The sequence below is a fragment of the Paraburkholderia sp. GAS41 genome, from assembly GCF_050436545.1.
Classification (GTDB): domain Bacteria; phylum Pseudomonadota; class Gammaproteobacteria; order Burkholderiales; family Burkholderiaceae; genus Paraburkholderia.
In genome coordinates, this window is record NZ_JBNDMK010000031.1 from 23,634 (window position 1) to 40,396 (window position 16,763).

12 protein-coding genes are annotated in these 16,763 nt (G+C 62.9%); 1 reads left to right on the forward strand and 11 read right to left on the reverse strand.

Going from position 1 to position 16,763, the window contains the following annotated elements:
- Window positions 1–13 precede the first annotated feature (13 nt).
- Both P3T43_RS30935 and P3T43_RS30940 read right to left on the reverse strand, forming a co-directional pair.
- The gene (locus P3T43_RS30935; protein ID WP_429284805.1) at window positions 14–3,118 is read right to left on the reverse strand and encodes a sensor domain-containing protein; all 3,105 of its coding nucleotides are present in this window, start codon (window positions 3,116–3,118) and stop codon (window positions 14–16) included.
- A gap of 240 nt (window positions 3,119–3,358) precedes the next feature.
- Window positions 3,359–3,835: a nitrate reductase associated protein gene (locus P3T43_RS30940; protein ID WP_429284806.1), complete on the reverse strand. Its 477-nt coding sequence runs from the start codon at window positions 3,833–3,835 to the stop codon at window positions 3,359–3,361.
- A gap of 151 nt (window positions 3,836–3,986) precedes the next feature.
- On the opposite strand from P3T43_RS30940, the gene fdhD reads away from it, so the two are divergent.
- On the forward strand, window positions 3,987–4,808 hold the full coding sequence (gene fdhD / locus P3T43_RS30945; protein ID WP_429284807.1) for a formate dehydrogenase accessory sulfurtransferase FdhD: 822 nt from the start codon (window positions 3,987–3,989) through the stop codon (window positions 4,806–4,808).
- A 17-nt stretch (window positions 4,809–4,825) separates the two neighbouring features.
- On the opposite strand, the gene P3T43_RS30950 is transcribed toward fdhD, so the two are convergent.
- From P3T43_RS30950 to P3T43_RS30990, 9 genes are all read right to left on the reverse strand, one after another.
- A complete protein-coding gene (locus tag P3T43_RS30950) occupies window positions 4,826–5,596 on the reverse strand; it encodes an enoyl-CoA hydratase (protein WP_429284808.1) in 771 nt (256 codons plus the stop codon).
- 137 nt (window positions 5,597–5,733) lie between these two features.
- Complete coding sequence (locus tag P3T43_RS30955; RefSeq protein ID WP_429284809.1) at window positions 5,734–6,933, reverse strand: acetyl-CoA C-acyltransferase; 1,200 nt, start codon at window positions 6,931–6,933, stop codon at window positions 5,734–5,736.
- Between the two features lie 26 nt (window positions 6,934–6,959).
- Complete coding sequence (locus P3T43_RS30960; protein ID WP_429284810.1) at window positions 6,960–9,395, reverse strand: 3-hydroxyacyl-CoA dehydrogenase/enoyl-CoA hydratase family protein; 2,436 nt, start codon at window positions 9,393–9,395, stop codon at window positions 6,960–6,962.
- Between the two features lie 170 nt (window positions 9,396–9,565).
- Window positions 9,566–11,353: an acyl-CoA dehydrogenase C-terminal domain-containing protein gene (locus P3T43_RS30965; protein WP_429284811.1), complete on the reverse strand. Its 1,788-nt coding sequence runs from the start codon at window positions 11,351–11,353 to the stop codon at window positions 9,566–9,568.
- 97 nt (window positions 11,354–11,450) lie between these two features.
- Window positions 11,451–12,050 (reverse strand): TetR/AcrR family transcriptional regulator, encoded by a 600-nt coding sequence (locus P3T43_RS30970; protein ID WP_429284812.1) that lies wholly within the window; start codon window positions 12,048–12,050, stop codon window positions 11,451–11,453.
- A gap of 247 nt (window positions 12,051–12,297) precedes the next feature.
- The gene (clsB, locus tag P3T43_RS30975; RefSeq protein ID WP_429284813.1) at window positions 12,298–13,554 is read right to left on the reverse strand and encodes a cardiolipin synthase ClsB; all 1,257 of its coding nucleotides are present in this window, start codon (window positions 13,552–13,554) and stop codon (window positions 12,298–12,300) included.
- The gene (nudB, locus tag P3T43_RS30980; protein WP_429284814.1) at window positions 13,551–14,027 is read right to left on the reverse strand and encodes a dihydroneopterin triphosphate diphosphatase; all 477 of its coding nucleotides are present in this window, start codon (window positions 14,025–14,027) and stop codon (window positions 13,551–13,553) included. The genes clsB and nudB overlap by 4 nt, the downstream gene beginning before the upstream one ends.
- A 205-nt stretch (window positions 14,028–14,232) precedes the next feature.
- Window positions 14,233–16,032: an aspartate--tRNA ligase gene (gene aspS, locus P3T43_RS30985; protein WP_429284815.1), complete on the reverse strand. Its 1,800-nt coding sequence runs from the start codon at window positions 16,030–16,032 to the stop codon at window positions 14,233–14,235.
- Window positions 16,033–16,103: 71 nt separating this feature from the next.
- Complete coding sequence (locus P3T43_RS30990) at window positions 16,104–16,757, reverse strand: DUF502 domain-containing protein (protein ID WP_429284816.1); 654 nt, start codon at window positions 16,755–16,757, stop codon at window positions 16,104–16,106.
- Window positions 16,758–16,763 lie beyond the last annotated feature (6 nt).

Sequence of the window (16,763 nt, forward strand, 5' to 3'; positions counted from 1 at the left end):
TCCGTTTGACGTCCTAAACCACCACAGCCGCGCCACCCTGCAGCAAGCCCGGAATCGCATCGCGCGGCATGGGCCTGGAAAACAGGAAGCCCTGCATTTCGTCGCACGCGCGCTCCTTGAGAAAATCGAGTTGCGCCGACGTCTCCACGCCTTCAGCGATCACCTGAAGTTTCAACGAATGCGCCAGCGCGATGATGGCCGACGTGATGGTTTCATCATCGCCCGACACCCCGATATCCGATACAAACGAGCGGTCGATTTTAAGTCGGTCCACCGGAAAGCGCTTCAGATAGCTGAGGCTCGAATAGCCGGTGCCGAAGTCGTCAATGGCCAGCCCAATGCCGAGCGCGTGCAGCGCATTCAGCATCAAGACGGCCTCCTCGGCATTGCGCATGATCGTGCTTTCGGTGAGTTCCAGTTCCAGGTATTGCGGTTCGAGCCCGGTCTCTTCCAGCACCTGAGTCACGAGCTTCACGATATCGTGCTGCTGGAACTGCCGCGCCGAGAGGTTCACCGACACCCGCGCCGCCGGCAGCCCTTCATCCTGCCAGGCCTTGTTTTGCCGGCACGCTTCACGCAGCACCCACTCGGAGAGCGGCCCGATCAGCCCGCATTCCTCAGCCACCGGGATAAACGACGACGGCGGGATCAGCCCCACTTCCGGATCGCGCCAGCGCACCAACGCCTCCATGCCGACGATCTGCCCCGTCACCATATCCACCTGCGGCTGGTAGTGCAGCAGGAATTCATTGTCGCGCAAGGCGCGCCGCAAACGGCGTTCGAGATTCAGCCGTGCGCCCGCGCTCGCGTTCATCTCCGGCTGATAGAACTGGAAGTTGTTGCGGCCCATGTCCTTCGCGCGATACATCGCGAGATCGGACTTCTTCATGAGCGTTTCGGCGTCCTCGCCATCCTGCGGGAACAGGCTCGCGCCCATGCTGCAGCCCACGTACAGCTCGGTGCCGTCGAGCCACACCGGTTCCGAAATCGACGCCCGCACCCGTTCCATCCATGCGATCAACGATTGCTCGTCGACGACATCGGTCATGACGATCACGAATTCGTCGCCGCCATGGCGCGCCACCGTGTCGCTCGCCCGCGCGCAACGCGAGAGCCGCTCGGCGACCACCGTCAGCAAGCGGTCGCCGACACTGTGCCCAAGGCTGTCATTGACGTTCTTGAAGCCGTCCAGATCCATGAACACGACGGCGACACCTTTGTGCTGGCGTTTGGATACGATCAACGCATGCTGCAGACGATCGCGCAGCAGATTGCGGTTCGGCAGCCGGGTGAGGCTATCGTAGTTCGCCTGATACTCGAGTTGCTCCTGGTAGCGCATCAGATCGGTGACGTCGTTGATGACGCCGATGTGATGCGTCGTCTCGCCATCCGGATCCGGCACCGGCGCGATAAAGAGCTGATTCCAGAACAGCGCGCCGTCCTTGCGGTAGTTGCGCAGCACCGCGCTTACCTCGCGATTGGCGGCCAGCGACTGCCGGATCAAGGCGATGCCTTCCTGATCGCGGTCGTCGCGTTGCAGCAGGCGGCAGTCCTGACCGATCACCTCGGCTGCGTCGTAGCCGGTGATGCGCTTGAAAGCCGGGTTCACATATTCGATCAGATTGCCGGTGGCAGTGGGCCCGGTGATCAGAATGGCGTTCACGCTCGCATCGAGCGCGCGGCTTTGCAGCCGCAGCGCGAGGTCGGCGCGCTTGCGTTCGGTGATGTCCGTGTAGGAACCGAGCACGCCGATCACGCGCCCGTCGCTATCGGTAAACGGCAGCTTGCTCGACACGGTGGTGCGGTGTTCGCCGTCGATCAGCACGTCGACTTCGAAGTTCATTCTCGGGACGCCGGTGCTGATCACCTCGATGTCGTGCGCCCGCACCTCGTCGGCGAGCCCGCGCCACGGCAGATCGTGATCGGTCTTGCCCACCACCTGCTCCGGGTAAGACAGCCCGGCATCGCGCGCGAACGCCATATTGCAGCCCATATAGCGCGACGCCTGATCCTTCCAGAAGATGCGCTGCGGGATGTTGTCGATCACCGTTTCGAGCATCTGGTTGGAGCGCTGCGCTTCGGCTTCGGCGTTGATCTGCTCGGTGACGTCGTCGGCCAGCACGAAGATCGCCGGACGCGCGAGGTAAGTCAGGTAGTGATACGAAATGTCGGCGTTGATGGTCGAGCCGTCCTTGCGACGGTGATGCCACACGCCCGCCATGATGCGGCCCTGCGTGGGCGCGCCTTCGCTGCGCGAGAGGTGCGATTCGAGGCGGCCGATCTCGCCGCTAGGCCGGATCGCGCGAATCGTCATGCCGAGGAGTTCGCTCTCCGTATAACCGTATTGCTGCGTGGCAGCCGTATTGACCGCCAGAAAACGCAGCGTCTCGCGATCGAAGATATACATCGGCACCGGATGGCTGTCGAACAGGCCGCGAAAGCGCTCGTCGTGGCGACGCAGTGCTCTCACGACCCGCAGCCGTTCCCGTGCCGCGCTTTCGCGGGCACCGAAGGTGTAGATCAGGAGGGAACTGCCCGCCAGCATGGTGAGGATCAGCAGCAGCATGGCGTGCTGGGTCTGCCGGTTCGACTCCGCCAGCGACGCCTGCAGCGCGTGATTCTCCTGTTGCCGCAGTGTCGCCAGCGCGGCGTCCACGCGGTCCAGTTCCATCCCCAACTGCGTATAGGACGACGCCGCCCAGGCGCGCGATTCGTCGGGCGCGCTGGCGTGCGCGCGCACCAGTGCGGCCTCGATTTCGTGCTGCAGACCGCGGCTCTCACGGCTCAGCGTGCCCAACGAGACGTCCATCGCCGGCTCACCGGCGAACTCGCCGGCCAGCGTGCGTTCCAGTCCGGCGAGTGACGCCGTCATGACCGACGCCGCGTCAGCCGGCTCAGCGTGTCCGCTGGCCTCGAAACGCCCCAGCGCTGCGAGACCGTCGTCGAGCGCGCTGCGATAGGCGTCGAGATTCTGGCGGATGTCGGTCGAACGCAGGGTGCGCACGTCGGCGTCGCGCTGACCGCGGATCTGCGTGTAAGCGACAAACGCGTTCGCGCCGACCGCTGCGGCGACGACTGCCAGGTTGATCAGCAGCCGCCTCGATAGGAAAGAATTCATGGGCTCCGAACGTCATTCGTTCTGCGGGCGGGAGCGCGTTGAGGGTCGTCCGCTTTCGATGCGTCGTGTAGCACGCGCATCTTCCTGCATCCGCCCGGCATCGGGGTGTTCTACGCGCCAACCCATGGTTAACGGCAGGCGCAGGACCGGCTTGAGGGACAAGCCTGAAAATATTCGCGGGAGGCGTGGCTCGCAAAGGCTCCCGGCGAAAATTGCGCGGCGGGCGCAAGCCGGCCCGTTCTAGCCGGCCAGCCCGAATTCCTTCATCGCGGGCACAAAATCGTGATTGGCTTCCGGCTTGCGGGACAGCTTGGCGAGCACATAACGCCTGAACAGGTCGAGTTGCGCCCATTGATCCGCGCTCGGCGCATGCAGACTGGCGAGCGACGCCTGGTGCAGCACCCCGTCCGGTACCGCATCCGCGCGACGCCAAGCCGGCACGTCTTCGGGCGTGAACCAGTCGGGCTCGACGTTGGCGTGCGTGCGCAGCATTTCGAACAGCGCATGGTCGAAATTCGGCTCGATCTCCGCGTCTTCCTCGACCGGGAAACGTGCCAGCAGCTTGCGGTCCTCGTACGGCAACATCTGCCATTGAGCCAGCGTGATGCGCAGTCCGAAGCGGTCGAGATTGAAACGTACCGCCATCGGAATATAGGTGAAATCCTCCGACGACTCGACTTCGAAGTCGAACAGGAGGGGCGCTTCGTTCAGTCCCATGACAGTGTCCTCGTGGATACCTTCGGTGGCGCTTGCAGGCCGGCACGGCAACAAATAATGCCGCCTTGAGGTATTTTAGAACCTTATTCGAGTAGCGGCGGCCCTTGACCCGAGGGCTGCGCCCGCACCGAACGGCGAAAGGAGTCAGAGTGTGAACGAACTGGATACGGCCGACCAGCCGGGCGTCGTCGAGCGGCAGGTGCGCCGGCATCGCGGCGACGCGGTACACACCGTAACGGATCACGTCGGTCAGGAGTGGCCGGTGGCGCTCGTATTCAACGGCATTTCGCACGCGGTGATGATGTGCACGCCGCGCGATCTGGAAGCGTTTGCAGTCGGATTCGCGATTTCGGAAGGGATTGTCGAGCGTGGCGCCGACATTCAGGACATCGAGGTCGTGTTCCACGACGGTGAATTGCCGCATGCTGAAGTGCAATTGCAGGTCGTGCAACAGGCTTTCGTCGCGCTGAAGGAAAAGCGCCGGGCGCTCGCGGGCCGGACTGGCTGCGGCGTATGCGGCATCGAAAGCATCGATTTGCTGGATCTGAAGCCGGAGCGCGTGCCCGATACCGGCTTTCTGACAAGGCTCGCACCGGACGCCATCGCCCGCGCCGCGCGGGAATTACCGGAGCATCAGGCGCTGACCCGGCTCACGGGCGGCTTGCACGCGGCGGCATGGTGCGATGCGACAGGCGCCATTCGCCTCGCGTTCGAGGACGTGGGCCGTCACAACGCGCTGGACAAGCTGATCGGCCAACGGGTGCTCGACCGCGCGGATACGCGCGACGGTTTCGTGTTCCTGTCGAGCCGCGCGAGCTACGAGCTGGTGCGCAAGGCCGCGCGCGTCGACGTGCCGATGCTCGCGACCATCTCCGCGCCGTCGTCGCTGGCGATTGCGATTGCGCGCCAGGCCGGTGTGCGGCTAGTGAGCTTCTGCCGGGAAGCGGGCTACGTCGACTACGAGACGGTGTAGCGGCGTAGCCCGTCCACTCAATCGAATTGCCGGAAATCCGGCTTGCGCTTCTCGAAGAACGCCTTGAACGCCTCGCGTGCTTCCGGCGCGAGCAGCATCTTGCCGAAGTGCACCGCTTCCTCGCTCATCTGCGTTTGCAACTCGTGATGGCTCGCCCGCTTCATCAACGACTTGGTGACGCGCAGCGACGAAGCCGGCAACGCCGCCAGTTTCGCGGCTTGCGCCAGCGCAAAGGCATCGACTTCCGCCACCGGCAGCAGGCGGTTCACGAAGCCCATGCGCTGCGCTTCACGCGCGTCGAAAGCTTCGCCGAGCAGCAGCTTTTCAGCGGCCGCCTGATATCCGGCAATGCGCTGCAACAGCAGGCTCGACGCCGCTTCCGGGCACAAGCCGAGCTGCGCGAACGGCAGCGAGAACATCGCGGTATCGGCGGCGTAGACCAGATCGCAATGCAGCAACAGCGTGGTGCCGATGCCCACCGCCGCGCCCGCCACCGACGCCACCACCGGCTTCTCCGCCGAGCTGATCGCGCGCAGGAACTGGAACACCGGCGCGCTCTCGCCCATCGGCGGGGTCTTCATGAAGTCTTCCAGATCGTTGCCGGCGCTGAAAATCCCGACGCTGCCGCGAATCAGGATCGCGCGCACGGACGCGTCGCCGTGGGCTTCGACCAGCGCGTCGGCCATCGTCTGGTACATCGCGGCCGTAATCGCGTTCTTCTTGTCCGGCCGGTTGAAGGCAATCGTCAGCACGCCATTCGCGCGCTCGACCAGAATGTCCATTGTCATCTCCTCGTTGTACTGCTCGAAACTGTCTGCTTCAACTGAATGGAAAAACGGTTCGCAAGCCTCGCGGCCGGCGAACCGTTCTGCGCGCCTCAACGGAGTCCGCGTTGGCATCCATGGCGGACCATGGTATGCATGGCTTACAGACGCTCGATGATGCCCGCTGCGCCCATGCCCGTACCGACGCACATGGTCACCATGCCGTACTTGTAGTTACGGCGACGCAGGCCGTGCACCACCGTCGACGCACGAATCGCGCCCGTCGCGCCGAGCGGGTGGCCCAGTGCAATCGCTCCGCCGAGCGGGTTGATTTTCGACGGATCCAGACCGAGGTCCTGAATCACGGCCAGCGACTGCGCCGCAAAGGCCTCGTTCAGTTCGATCCAGTCGAGGTCGTCCTGCTTCAGGCCGGCGGCCTTCAGCGCAGCCGGAATGGCTTCCTTCGGACCGATGCCCATGATTTCTGGCGGTACGCCGCGCACGGCGAAGCTGACGAAACGGGCTAGCGGCGTGAGGTTGAACTCCTTGAGCATCTTTTCCGACACCACGATCAGCGCACCGGCGCCGTCTGACGTTTGCGAGCTGTTGCCCGCCGTGACCGAACCCTTGTTGGCGAAGACGGTACGCAGCCGGGCGAGGCCTTCCATCGACGTGTCGCCGCGGGGACCTTCGTCCAGCGCCACTTCACGCGTCTTGACCTTCACTTCGCCAGTGGCGAGATCGGGGAAACGTTCGGTGATGGTGTAGGCGGCGATTTCGTCGTTGAACTCACCGGCTTGCTGCGCGGCGACCGCACGGCGGTGCGATTCGACCGAGAACTGGTCCTGCGCTTCGCGGCTGATCTTCCAGCGCTCGGCGACCTTCTCCGCGGTCAGGCCCATGCCGTAGGCGATGCCGAAGTCTTCGCTGCGATCGAAGATGTGCGGCGACATCGACGGCTTGTTGCCCATCATCGGCACCATGCTCATCGATTCGCAGCCGCCCGCGATCATCGCGTCCGATTCGCCGACGCGAATGCGGTCAGCGGCCATTGCCAGCGCGGTCAGACCCGAGGCGCAGAAGCGGTTCACCGTCACGCCGCCCACCGTATTCGGCAGACCGGCCAGCAGAGCACCCATGCGCGCCACGTTCAGCCCTTGCTCGGCTTCGGGAATCGCGCAGCCGATGATGGCGTCTTCGATCACCTTCGTATCGAGACCGGGGACTTGCGCCACGGCCGACCGGATCGCGTGCACCAGCAGTTCGTCCGGGCGCGTGTTCTTGAACATGCCGCGCGGCGCCTTGCCGATCGGCGTGCGGCTCGCGGCGACGATGTATGCGTCTTGCAATTGCTTTGTCATTTAGAGCTCCAATGTGGCGTCGCGCGTTAGTTACGCACCGGCTTGCCGGTTTGCAGCATGCCCATGATCCGTTCCTGCGTCTTCTGCGTGCCGAGCAGGTCCACGAACGCACGGCGTTCGAGTTTCAGCAGCCACTCTTCATCCACCAGGCTGCCGGCTTCGACGTCGCCGCCGCACACGGCTTCGGCAATGCGGCTCGCAATCAGGTAATCGTGCTCGCTGATGAAACGGCCATCGCGCATATTGACGAGCGATGCCTTGATCGTGGCGATCGCCGAGCGTCCCGCCACCGGCACCTGCGTCACGCGCAACGGCGGACGGTAGCCCGCAGCAGAGAGTGCACGCGCTTCCTTCTTCGCCACGTCGAGCAGTTCGAACACATTGAAGACGATCGTGTCGGACGGCTTCAGATAGCCCATTGCGCGGGCGTCGAGCGCGGAAGCCGAGACCTTGGCCGTCGCCGCGTTTTCGAACGATTTCTGCACGAATTTCAGCAGGTCGTTGGTCGCACCGACCTGCGTCGCCGCTTCCGCTGCGCGCAATGCCGCTTCCTTCAGGCCACCGCCTGCAGGCACGAGACCCACGCCCACTTCCACGAGACCCAGATAGCTCTCGATGTGCGCGACGCGCTTCGCGCTATGCAGCGCCAGCTCGCAGCCACCACCGAGCGCGATGCCCGACACCGCCGCGATCACCGGCACATTCGCGTATTTCACGCGCAGCATGCCTTGCTGGAATTTCTGCACGAACGGCTCGATACCCTTCGCGCCGCCCATCATGAACGCGGGCATCGCTTCTTCCAGGTTCGCGCCGGCCGAGAACGGACCGCCCGGCGTGCCGAGCTTGAGCGAGGTGGGCTGCCATACGACGAGGCCCTTGTAGTCCTTCTCCGCGAGTTCGATCGCCTGCGTCAGGCCGTCGATCACCGACGGTCCGATCGTGTTCATCTTGCTCTTGAACGAAACGATCAGGACGTCGTTCTCGCCCGTGCGGTCGTCGACCCACGCGCGCACGGCATCCGTTTCGAACAGCGTCTTGCCGTAGGTCTTCGGATCGGCGCCCGTTTCGCCCGCGAGCGGCGCACGGAACACCTGCTTGTCATACACGGACAGCGACGAGCGCGGTACGAAGGTTTGGAAAGCCGGCGACCACGAACCTTCGTTCGTATGCACGCCGCCCTTCTCGGCCACCGGACCTTCCAGCACCCACGCAGGCAGCGGTGCAGTCGACAGCGCCTTACCGGCTGCGATGTCTTCCTGCACCCACTCGGCAATCTGCTTCCAGCCCGCCGTCTGCCAGCCTTCGAACGGGCCTTCGTTCCAGCCGAAGCCCCAACGGATGGCCAGATCGACGTCACGCGCGTTGTCCGCGATCGATTCCAGATGCACGCCGATGTAGTGATACACATCGCGGAAGATCGCCCACAGGAACTGCGCCTGCGGATGTTCCGATTCACGCAGCAGCTTCAGACGCTCGGCCGGCGGACGCTTGAGGATGCGGCCCACCAGTTCGTCGGCCTTCGCGCCGCCTTCGACGTACTCGCCCGTTTTCGGGTCGAGCACCTTGATCGCCTTGCCTTCCTTCTTGTAGAAGCCGGCACCGGTCTTCTGACCGAGCGCGCCCTTTTTCACCAGTTCGGCGAGCACCGCAGGCGTTTCGTAGACCGGGAAGAACGGATCGTCCTTCAGGGTGTCCTGCATGGTCTTGATGACGTGCGCCATGGTGTCGAGGCCGACCACGTCCGCCGTGCGGAACGTGGCGGACTTCGCCCGACCCAGACGCGAACCGGTCAGATCATCCACTTCGTCGAAACGCAGACCGAACTTCGCGGCTTCCGTGACGACAGCGAGGATCGAGAAAATCCCGACGCGATTGGCGATGAAGTTCGGCGTGTCTTTCGCACGCACGACGCCCTTGCCGACCACGCTCGTCAGGAACGTTTCGAGCTGATCGAGAATTTCGGGACGCGTGGTGGCGGTCGGAATCAGTTCGACCAGGTGCATGTAACGCGGCGGATTGAAGAAGTGCACCCCGCAAAAGCGTGCCTTCAGTTCATCCGGGAAACCGTCCGACAGAGCGGTGATAGATAGCCCCGACGTGTTGCTCGCGAAAATCGCGTTCGGCGCGAGATGCGGCGAGACCTTCTTGTACAGATCGTGCTTCCAGTCCATCCGTTCGGCGATGGCTTCGATCACGAGATCGCACTCGGCGAGCTTGCCGATATCGTCGTCGTAATTGGCGGGCTGGATGTATTGCGCGTCGTCCTTCACGCCAAACGGCGCCGGCGACAACTTCTTCAGATTTTCGATCGCCTTCAGCGCGATGGCGTTTTTCGGGCCTTCCTTTGCAGGCAGGTCGAACAGCAGCACGGGCACCTTGGCGTTGATCAGGTGCGCGGCGATCTGCGCGCCCATCACGCCGGCGCCGAGTACGGCTACCTTGCGAATGATCAGATTGCTCACGTCGTTCCTCCGGGGGAGTTATGCGGTGTTGCGAATAGGGGTGGGCGTTTCGTGCGGGCTTCGCATCGCTTAGGCACCGCTCACGCATCGATTGCGCACGGGTTTCGCTATGTGCGGCTGGCGGCGGCGCCACGCGTTTCAAACACGCCTGACGCCGCCGTGATGAGGCGTTAGAACAGCGCTTCGTCGACTTCCATCAGCGACTTCGAACCGGCGCGTGCCTGGCGAATCGTCATCGCCGTTTCCGGCAGCAGCTTGGCGAAGTAGAAGCGCGCGGTGGCGAGCTTGGCCTTGTAGAACGGATCGCCGGACGCTTCCTTGTCCAGTGCGACGCGAGCCATGCGGGCCCAGAAGTACGAGAACACCAGATGGCCGACGGTACGCAGATACGGCACCGCCGCAGCGCCCACTTCGTCCGGGTTCTGCATGGCCTTCATGCCGAGTTCCATGGTCAGTTTCTGGACCTTGTCGCCGATGTCGGCAAGCGGATTGACGAACTCCTGCATTTCCGGCCGGATGCCTTCGGCTTCGACGAACTCCGTCACCAGCTTGCCGAACTTCTTCATCTTCGCGCCCATGTCGCCGAGGATCTTGCGGCCCAGCAGGTCGAGCGCCTGAATGGCGTTGGTGCCTTCGTAGATCATGTTGATACGCGCGTCGCGCACGTATTGCTCCATGCCCCACTCGGCGATAAAGCCGTGGCCGCCGTAAATCTGCATGGCGTGGTTGGTGCTTTCGAACGCGTTGTCCGAGAGGAAGGCCTTCAGTATCGGCGTGAGCAGCGCGACCAGGTCAGCCGCATCCTTGCGCACCGATTCTTCGGCGTGCGACAGTTCCTTGTCGATGTGCAGCGCCGACCAGTACGAGAATGCACGGGCGGCTTCAGCGTAGGCCTTCTGCGTGAGCAGCATGCGGCGCACGTCCGGGTGCACGATGATCGGATCGGCGGCCTTTTCCGGCGCCTTCGGGCCGGTCAGCGAACGCATCTGCAGACGCTCTTTCGCATACGTCAGCGAGTTCTGGAAAGCGACTTCGGTCAGGCCGAGGCTCTGCATGCCGACGCCAAGACGCGCGGCGTTCATCATCACGAACATGGCGTTCAAGCCCTTGTTCGCCTCGCCGACCAGCCAGCCCTTTGCGTTGTCCAGATTGATCACGCACGTGGCGTTGGCGTGAATGCCCATCTTGTGTTCGATGGAGCCGCACTTCACGGCATTGCGCTCGCCCGGCTCGCCGGCTTCGTTCGGCACGAACTTCGGCACGATGAAGAGCGAAATGCCCTTGGTGCCCATCGGCGCATCCGGAAGACGCGCGAGCACGAGGTGGACGATGTTCTCCGCGAGATCGTGTTCGCCGCTGGAGATGAAAATCTTGGTGCCGCTGATCGAGTAGGAGCCGTCGACGTTCGGTTCGGCCTTGGTGCGCAGAATGCCCAGGTCGGTGCCGCAGTGCGGCTCGGTCAGACACATCGTGCCGGTCCAGACACCCGAGACGAGCTTCGGCAGATAGCGCTGCTGCAGTTCCGGCGTGCCGTGCGCGTGCAGACATTCGTACGCGCCGTGCGACAGGCCCGGATACATCGTCCACGCCTGGTTCGCCGAATTAAGCATTTCGTACAAAGCGTTGTTGACGAACGCCGGCAAGCCCTGGCCACCGTATTCGGGATCGCAGCCCAGCGCCGGCCAGCCGGCTTCAACGTATTGTTTATAGGCTTCCTTGAAGCCCTTGGGCGTGGTCACGACGCCGTCGCCGACGTACGTGCAGCCTTCCCGGTCGCCGCTCTGATTCAGCGGGAACAGCACTTCGGAGCAGAACTTGCCGGCCTCTTCCAGCACCGCATTGATCGTGTCGGCGTCGAGATCCGCGTGCTTCGGCATCTGCCTGATTTCGCCTTCGACGTTAAGCAGCTCGTGCAACACGAATTGCATGTCGCGCAGTGGCGCGGCGTACTGTCCCATGACTCTCTCCAAAGTTTGACAAGGAGCCAGGCCGTCAGCTTATGTCCTTGGTCCGGACTTTTTAGCGCCGCTGGATCCGCCGGATCCCGCCGCCCCGCTAACGGCTTTCGCTCTGATACGAAACAATCAGTTTTTCGAGCGCGGCCCACGTGAGAGGCACGGCATCCGGCAAGTGCAGGAAGCGTGCGTCGTGATGCAGGCCGAGCGTGAAGCTGTACAGTTCGAAGAGCATCAGTTGCGGGTTGGTATCCGCACGCAGATGCCCTTCTTCCATTGCCTGCGAAATGGCCCGGGTGAGCGCAGCACGCCAGATCGTCACGCTCGACACCAGTTGCTCGCGCACCGGGTTGTCCGCACGGTCGTCGTACTCGACCGCACCGCTGATGTAGATGCATCCGGTAGTGACTTCCTGGATGCGCTTCTCAATCCAGCGGGAGATCATCGCGCGCAAACGCGGCAAGCCGCGCGGCTCACGCAGACTCGGGAAAAACACCTCGTCTTCAAAACGACGGTGATATTCGCGCACCACCTCGACCTGCAGGTCTTCGCGCGACCCGAAGTGCGCAAACACGCCGCTCTTGCTCATCTGCATGCGCTCGGCTAGCAGGCCAATCGTCAGACCTTCTAGTCCGTCGCGGCTTGCCAGATCGAGTGCGGCTTCGAGAATCGCGGCTCGCGTTTGTTCGCCTTTTCGCATAGCTGTTTTACCGTTCTTGTGTGACCGAAAGAAAAATCGAACGGCCGTACTATTATTGAGTGCTGCCGTCCGCGAAACAAGGACTTTATTAGAAACCGGTTTCTAACCGGAGCATCAATTTTGCGTCATACGTCAATCGGACGAGGGAGATTTTTTAGAGGCGTTTGCCTTGTTGTACTAATCTTGTCTGATCTGACGGCGCTGGGCTCGATGCAAGCCCGGGTTTATCCCGACGGCTGGAAGCGTGTCAGTCGTAGCCGCCCACCGTCAGGAGCTTCATCACGACGCGGTAGGTGTTATAGGCTAGCCAGTTCAACACGCGCTCACCTGCGGGACGCGCTTCGTAGTGCGCCAGATCGATCCGGCGCGATTCGTCGAACGCCTTGAGGATCGCCTCGCGCAGCGTGCCGACCTGCTCGTGCGCCACCAGCACGACGTTGGCCTCGTTGTTGAGCATCAGGCTCAGTGCATCGAGGTTCGACGAACCCACCGTCCCCCAGTTCGAATCGACCACCGCCACCTTGCCGTGCAACATGGTCTTTTCGTACTCGGCGATCTTCACGCCGGCCTTGAGCAACGAGCGGTATAGAAACGGCACGGCATAATCGAGCGCGGCGAACTCCTTGCGCCCAATCACGAGCTTCACGTCGACGCCGCGCCGCGCCGCATACGTCAATGCCCGGCGCAACTTGCGGCCCGGCATGAAGTAGGGATTGGCGAGCAGCACTTCCGAGCGCGCCTGGCCAATCGCCGAGAGATAGGCCTTCTCGATGGCGCGACGGTTGATCAGGTTGTCGCGTGCGACGAATGCCACCACGGGCTCGCCGGCGCCTCGCGGCTCGGCACTGTGGTTGCGGCCGCGGCGCGGCGCACCGAGGCTCGCATCGTCCTTGAGCGAGAAATCGGGCTGCAGCGATTCGACCGGACGATGACCGAAGCGAATCCGGTGCCACTGCGTTTCGAAGGCCTCGTGCACGTCGGCCACCACCGGCCCCCGCAATTCGACCGTGAAGTCCCAACGGCGATAGGGCAAACGCATGCCGTCGTTTTCGTAGTCGTCGACGATATTGATACCGCCGCACCACGCCACCTGGTCATCCACCACCGCCAGCTTCCGATGCGTGCGCGAAAAGCCGAAGCGACCAAACAGATGCGGGTTGTAGATGCGGTGCTCGACGCCACGCGCCGGCCAGTCGTTGAAAAGCGTTAGACGCGCGGTGCCGATGCCATCCGTAATCACGCGCACGCGCACGCCGCGGTCGGCCGCGCGCAGCAAGGCGGCGCTCACGGCCTGGCCCGCGTCGTCGCTGCAGAAGATGTAGGTTTCGAGGACGACGTCTTTCTCGGCTGCATCGATCCGCTCGATCAAGGACGCAAAGAACGCCTCGCCGGACAGAAACAGCTGGACTTCGTTACCGGGCGTGAAGCGGTACTTCGACCAGTAGCGGCGGCCGAACAGCGTCTGCCGAAGTCGTTCGAAATGCCGTGTACCGCCGCCCGTCATCGGGACCGCCCTTTCAGGCGTTGCGGCAACTGCAGGATCGCGTCGGCATTCGACGAAGAGAAGCAGCGTTCGGCCGCTTCTTCATGCGGTAGCCAGAGATGCGCCGTATGTTCGAGCGGCGCGAGCGTCACTTCGCAGCGCTGCGGCACTTGCAGGCTGAACCAGTGCTCGGTGTTGCGCGTGACACCTTCCGCGTAGCGATGACGCCAGACCGGATAGATCTCATACTCGATCTGATATTGCCAGTCGAACAGCGCATCACGCGGCACGCTGGAACTGCCGACAACGATACCGGTTTCCTCGGCCACTTCGCGCATGGCCGTATCCGCAAGCGGTTCGTCGAGCGCGTCCTTCGAGCCGGTCACCGACTGCCAGAAACCAGCGCGGTCCGCGCGTTCGATGAGCAGCACATCGAGCCCCGGCGTATGGATCACAACAAGAACGGATTCGGGAATCTTCGGCGGTTTCGGCATGGCGATAAGACTAGGCGCAGGCTGCGCGCGTTACATGTCGGTTGAGGCGATGGTTTCGCGTATCGCGTATCGCGTGGCGTGTTGCTACGACTGTAACGCAAAAAAGGAAAAAGGCGCATGACGCGCCTTCTTCCTTTGCCTGACTGCGCTTCGCCGGGCCGCTATATGCGTGACCCGGTGAACCGCTGCAGCAGCCTGTGCAGCCTTACGCCTTCGCCTCCGGCTGACGCAGACGGATGTGCAACTCGCGCAACTGGCGCTCGTCCACTTCGCTCGGTGCCTGCGTGAGCAGATCCTGCGCACGCTGCGTCTTCGGGAACGCGATCACGTCGCGGATCGAATCGGCGCCGGCCATCATCGTGATGATGCGGTCCAGACCGAAGGCAATACCGCCGTGAGGCGGCGCGCCGTATTGCAGCGCGTCGAGCAGGAAGCCGAACTTGGCGCGGGCTTCTTCCGCGTTGATCTTGAGCGCGCGGAACACCTTGCTCTGCACTTCTTCACGGTGGATACGCACCGAACCGCCGCCGATTTCCCAGCCGTTCAGCACCATGTCGTAGGCCTTCGCGAGGCAGCGCGCCGGATCCGTTTCCAGATACTCGAGGTGCTCGTCCTTCGGGCTCGTGAACGGGTGATGCGCGGCGACGTAGCGGTTTTCCTCTTCGTCGTATTCGAACATCGGGAAGTCCACCACCCACAGCGGCTTCCAGCCGGTTTCGACGAGACCGTTCGCCTTGCCGAATTCCGAATGACCGATCTTCAGACGCAGTGCGCCGAGGCTGTCGTTGACGACCTTCGCCCGATCCGCCGCGAAGAAAATGATGTCGCCGTCTTGCGCACCGGTGCGCTCGATGATGGCCTTCACGGCTTCGTCGTGCAGGTTCTTGACGATCGGGCTTTGCAGACCGTCACGGCCCTTCGCGACTTCGTTGACCTTGATCCACGCGAGGCCCTTCGCGCCGTAGATGCGCACGAATTCCGTGTAGCTGTCGATATCGCCACGCGACAGTTCGCTGCCCTTCGGCACGCGCAGCGCCGCGACGCGACCGTCCTTGGTGTTGGCCGGCGTGCTGAACACCTTGAAGTCGACGTCCTTGACCGCGTCGGTCAGGTCGGTGAATTCGAGCTTCACGCGCAGGTCCGGCTTGTCCGAACCGAAACGGCGCATTGCTTCGGAGTACTCCATCACCGGGAATTTTTCGGCGAGGTCGACGCCGATCGTCACCTTGAACACGTGACGGATCATGGCTTCGAACAGGTCGCGAATTTCCTGCTCGGTGAGGAACGAGGTTTCGCAGTCGATCTGCGTGAATTCCGGCTGACGGTCGGCGCGCAGGTCTTCGTCGCGGAAGCACTTGACGATCTGGTAGTAGCGATCGAAGTTCGCCACCATCAGCAATTGCTTGAACAGCTGCGGCGACTGCGGCAGCGCGAAGAACTGGCCCGGGTTGGTACGCGACGGCACGAGGTAGTCGCGCGCGCCTTCCGGCGTGCTCTTGGTGAGCATCGGCGTTTCGATGTCGATGAAGCCTTGCGCGTCCAGATACTTGCGCACTTCGATCGCGACGCGGTAGCGCAGACGCAGGTTGTGCTGCATCTGCGGACGGCGCAGGTCGAGCACGCGGTGCGTGAGGCGGGTGGTTTCCGACAGGTTGTCGTCGTCGAGCGGGAACGGCGGCGTGACCGACGCGTTCAGCACGGTCAGCTCATGGCACAGCACTTCGATCTTGCCGCTCTTCAGCGCCGCATTGGTCGTGCCTTCCGGACGGTTGCGCACGACACCCTTGATCTGCACGCAGAACTCGTTGCGCACGCCTTCGGCGGTCTTGAACATCTCCGCACGATCCGGGTCGCACACGACCTGAACGAGGCCTTCGCGGTCGCGCAGGTCGACGAAAATAACGCCGCCGTGGTCACGGCGACGGCTCACCCAGCCGCACAGCGACACGGTTTGGCCCAACAGGTGTTCGGTCACCAGACCGCAGTATTCAGATCGCATCGACATGATGTTTGTCTTTCGTTTTGCATTAGTTGAACGGCGCGCTGCTCATGAAACTGAAACAATGCGCGCCGGCATTACATCGGCGGCTCAATGGAGGAGCGGCGCAGCGGCGCTGGCGGCGCGGACGGCGCCACCACGCCCATCGAGACAATGTACTTGAGCGCAGCGTCGACTGTCATATCGAGTTCGACCACTTCGCTCTTCGGCACCATCAGGAAGAAGCCGGACGTCGGGTTCGGCGTAGTCGGCACGTACACGCTGACGTGATCTTCCTTCAGGTGGTTGACCACGTCGCCGCCCGGAATTCCGGTCAAAAACGCAATCGTATAGCAACCCTTGCGCGGATACTCGATCAGAAGCGCTTTGCGAAATGCATTGCCGCTGCTGGAGAGCAAGGTATCCGACACCTGCTTGACGCTCGTGTAGATCGGCCCCACCACCGGGATATGGCCGACGAGGAGCTCCCACCACTTCACGAGCTTCTGCCCGATGAAGTTCTGCGTCAACAGACCGACGATGAAGATGAACGCCAGCGTCAGCACCGCGCCGAGACCGGGCAACCGGAAGCCGAGCGCCCGCTCCGGCTGCCAGGATTCCGGCAGCAGCAACAGCGTCTGGTCCATCGTGCCGATAATCAGACCGAGCACCCACAACGTGATGGCCAGCGGCACCAGCACCAGCAGGCCAGTCAGAAACACGGATTTGAGCGTCGTTTTTTTCGTCGTCATGTATAT

Excerpts from the sequence above, each read along its gene's own strand:
- P3T43_RS30935 (WP_429284805.1), bottom strand. The coding sequence starts at position 3,118 with ATGAATTCTTTCCTATCGAGGCGGCTGCTGATCAACCTGGCAGTCGTC.
- P3T43_RS30940 (WP_429284806.1), bottom strand. The coding sequence starts at position 3,835 with ATGGGACTGAACGAAGCGCCCCTCCTGTTCGACTTCGAAGTCGAGTCG.
- P3T43_RS30950 (WP_429284808.1), bottom strand. The coding sequence starts at position 5,596 with ATGACAATGGACATTCTGGTCGAGCGCGCGAATGGCGTGCTGACGATT.
- P3T43_RS30955 (WP_429284809.1), bottom strand. The coding sequence starts at position 6,933 with ATGACAAAGCAATTGCAAGACGCATACATCGTCGCCGCGAGCCGCACG.
- P3T43_RS30965 (WP_429284811.1), bottom strand. The coding sequence starts at position 11,353 with ATGGGACAGTACGCCGCGCCACTGCGCGACATGCAATTCGTGTTGCAC.
- P3T43_RS30970 (WP_429284812.1), bottom strand. The coding sequence starts at position 12,050 with ATGCGAAAAGGCGAACAAACGCGAGCCGCGATTCTCGAAGCCGCACTC.
- clsB (WP_429284813.1), bottom strand. The coding sequence starts at position 13,554 with ATGACGGGCGGCGGTACACGGCATTTCGAACGACTTCGGCAGACGCTG.
- nudB (WP_429284814.1), bottom strand. The coding sequence starts at position 14,027 with ATGCCGAAACCGCCGAAGATTCCCGAATCCGTTCTTGTTGTGATCCAT.
- aspS (WP_429284815.1), bottom strand. The coding sequence starts at position 16,032 with ATGTCGATGCGATCTGAATACTGCGGTCTGGTGACCGAACACCTGTTG.
- P3T43_RS30990 (WP_429284816.1), bottom strand. The coding sequence starts at position 16,757 with ATGACGACGAAAAAAACGACGCTCAAATCCGTGTTTCTGACTGGCCTG.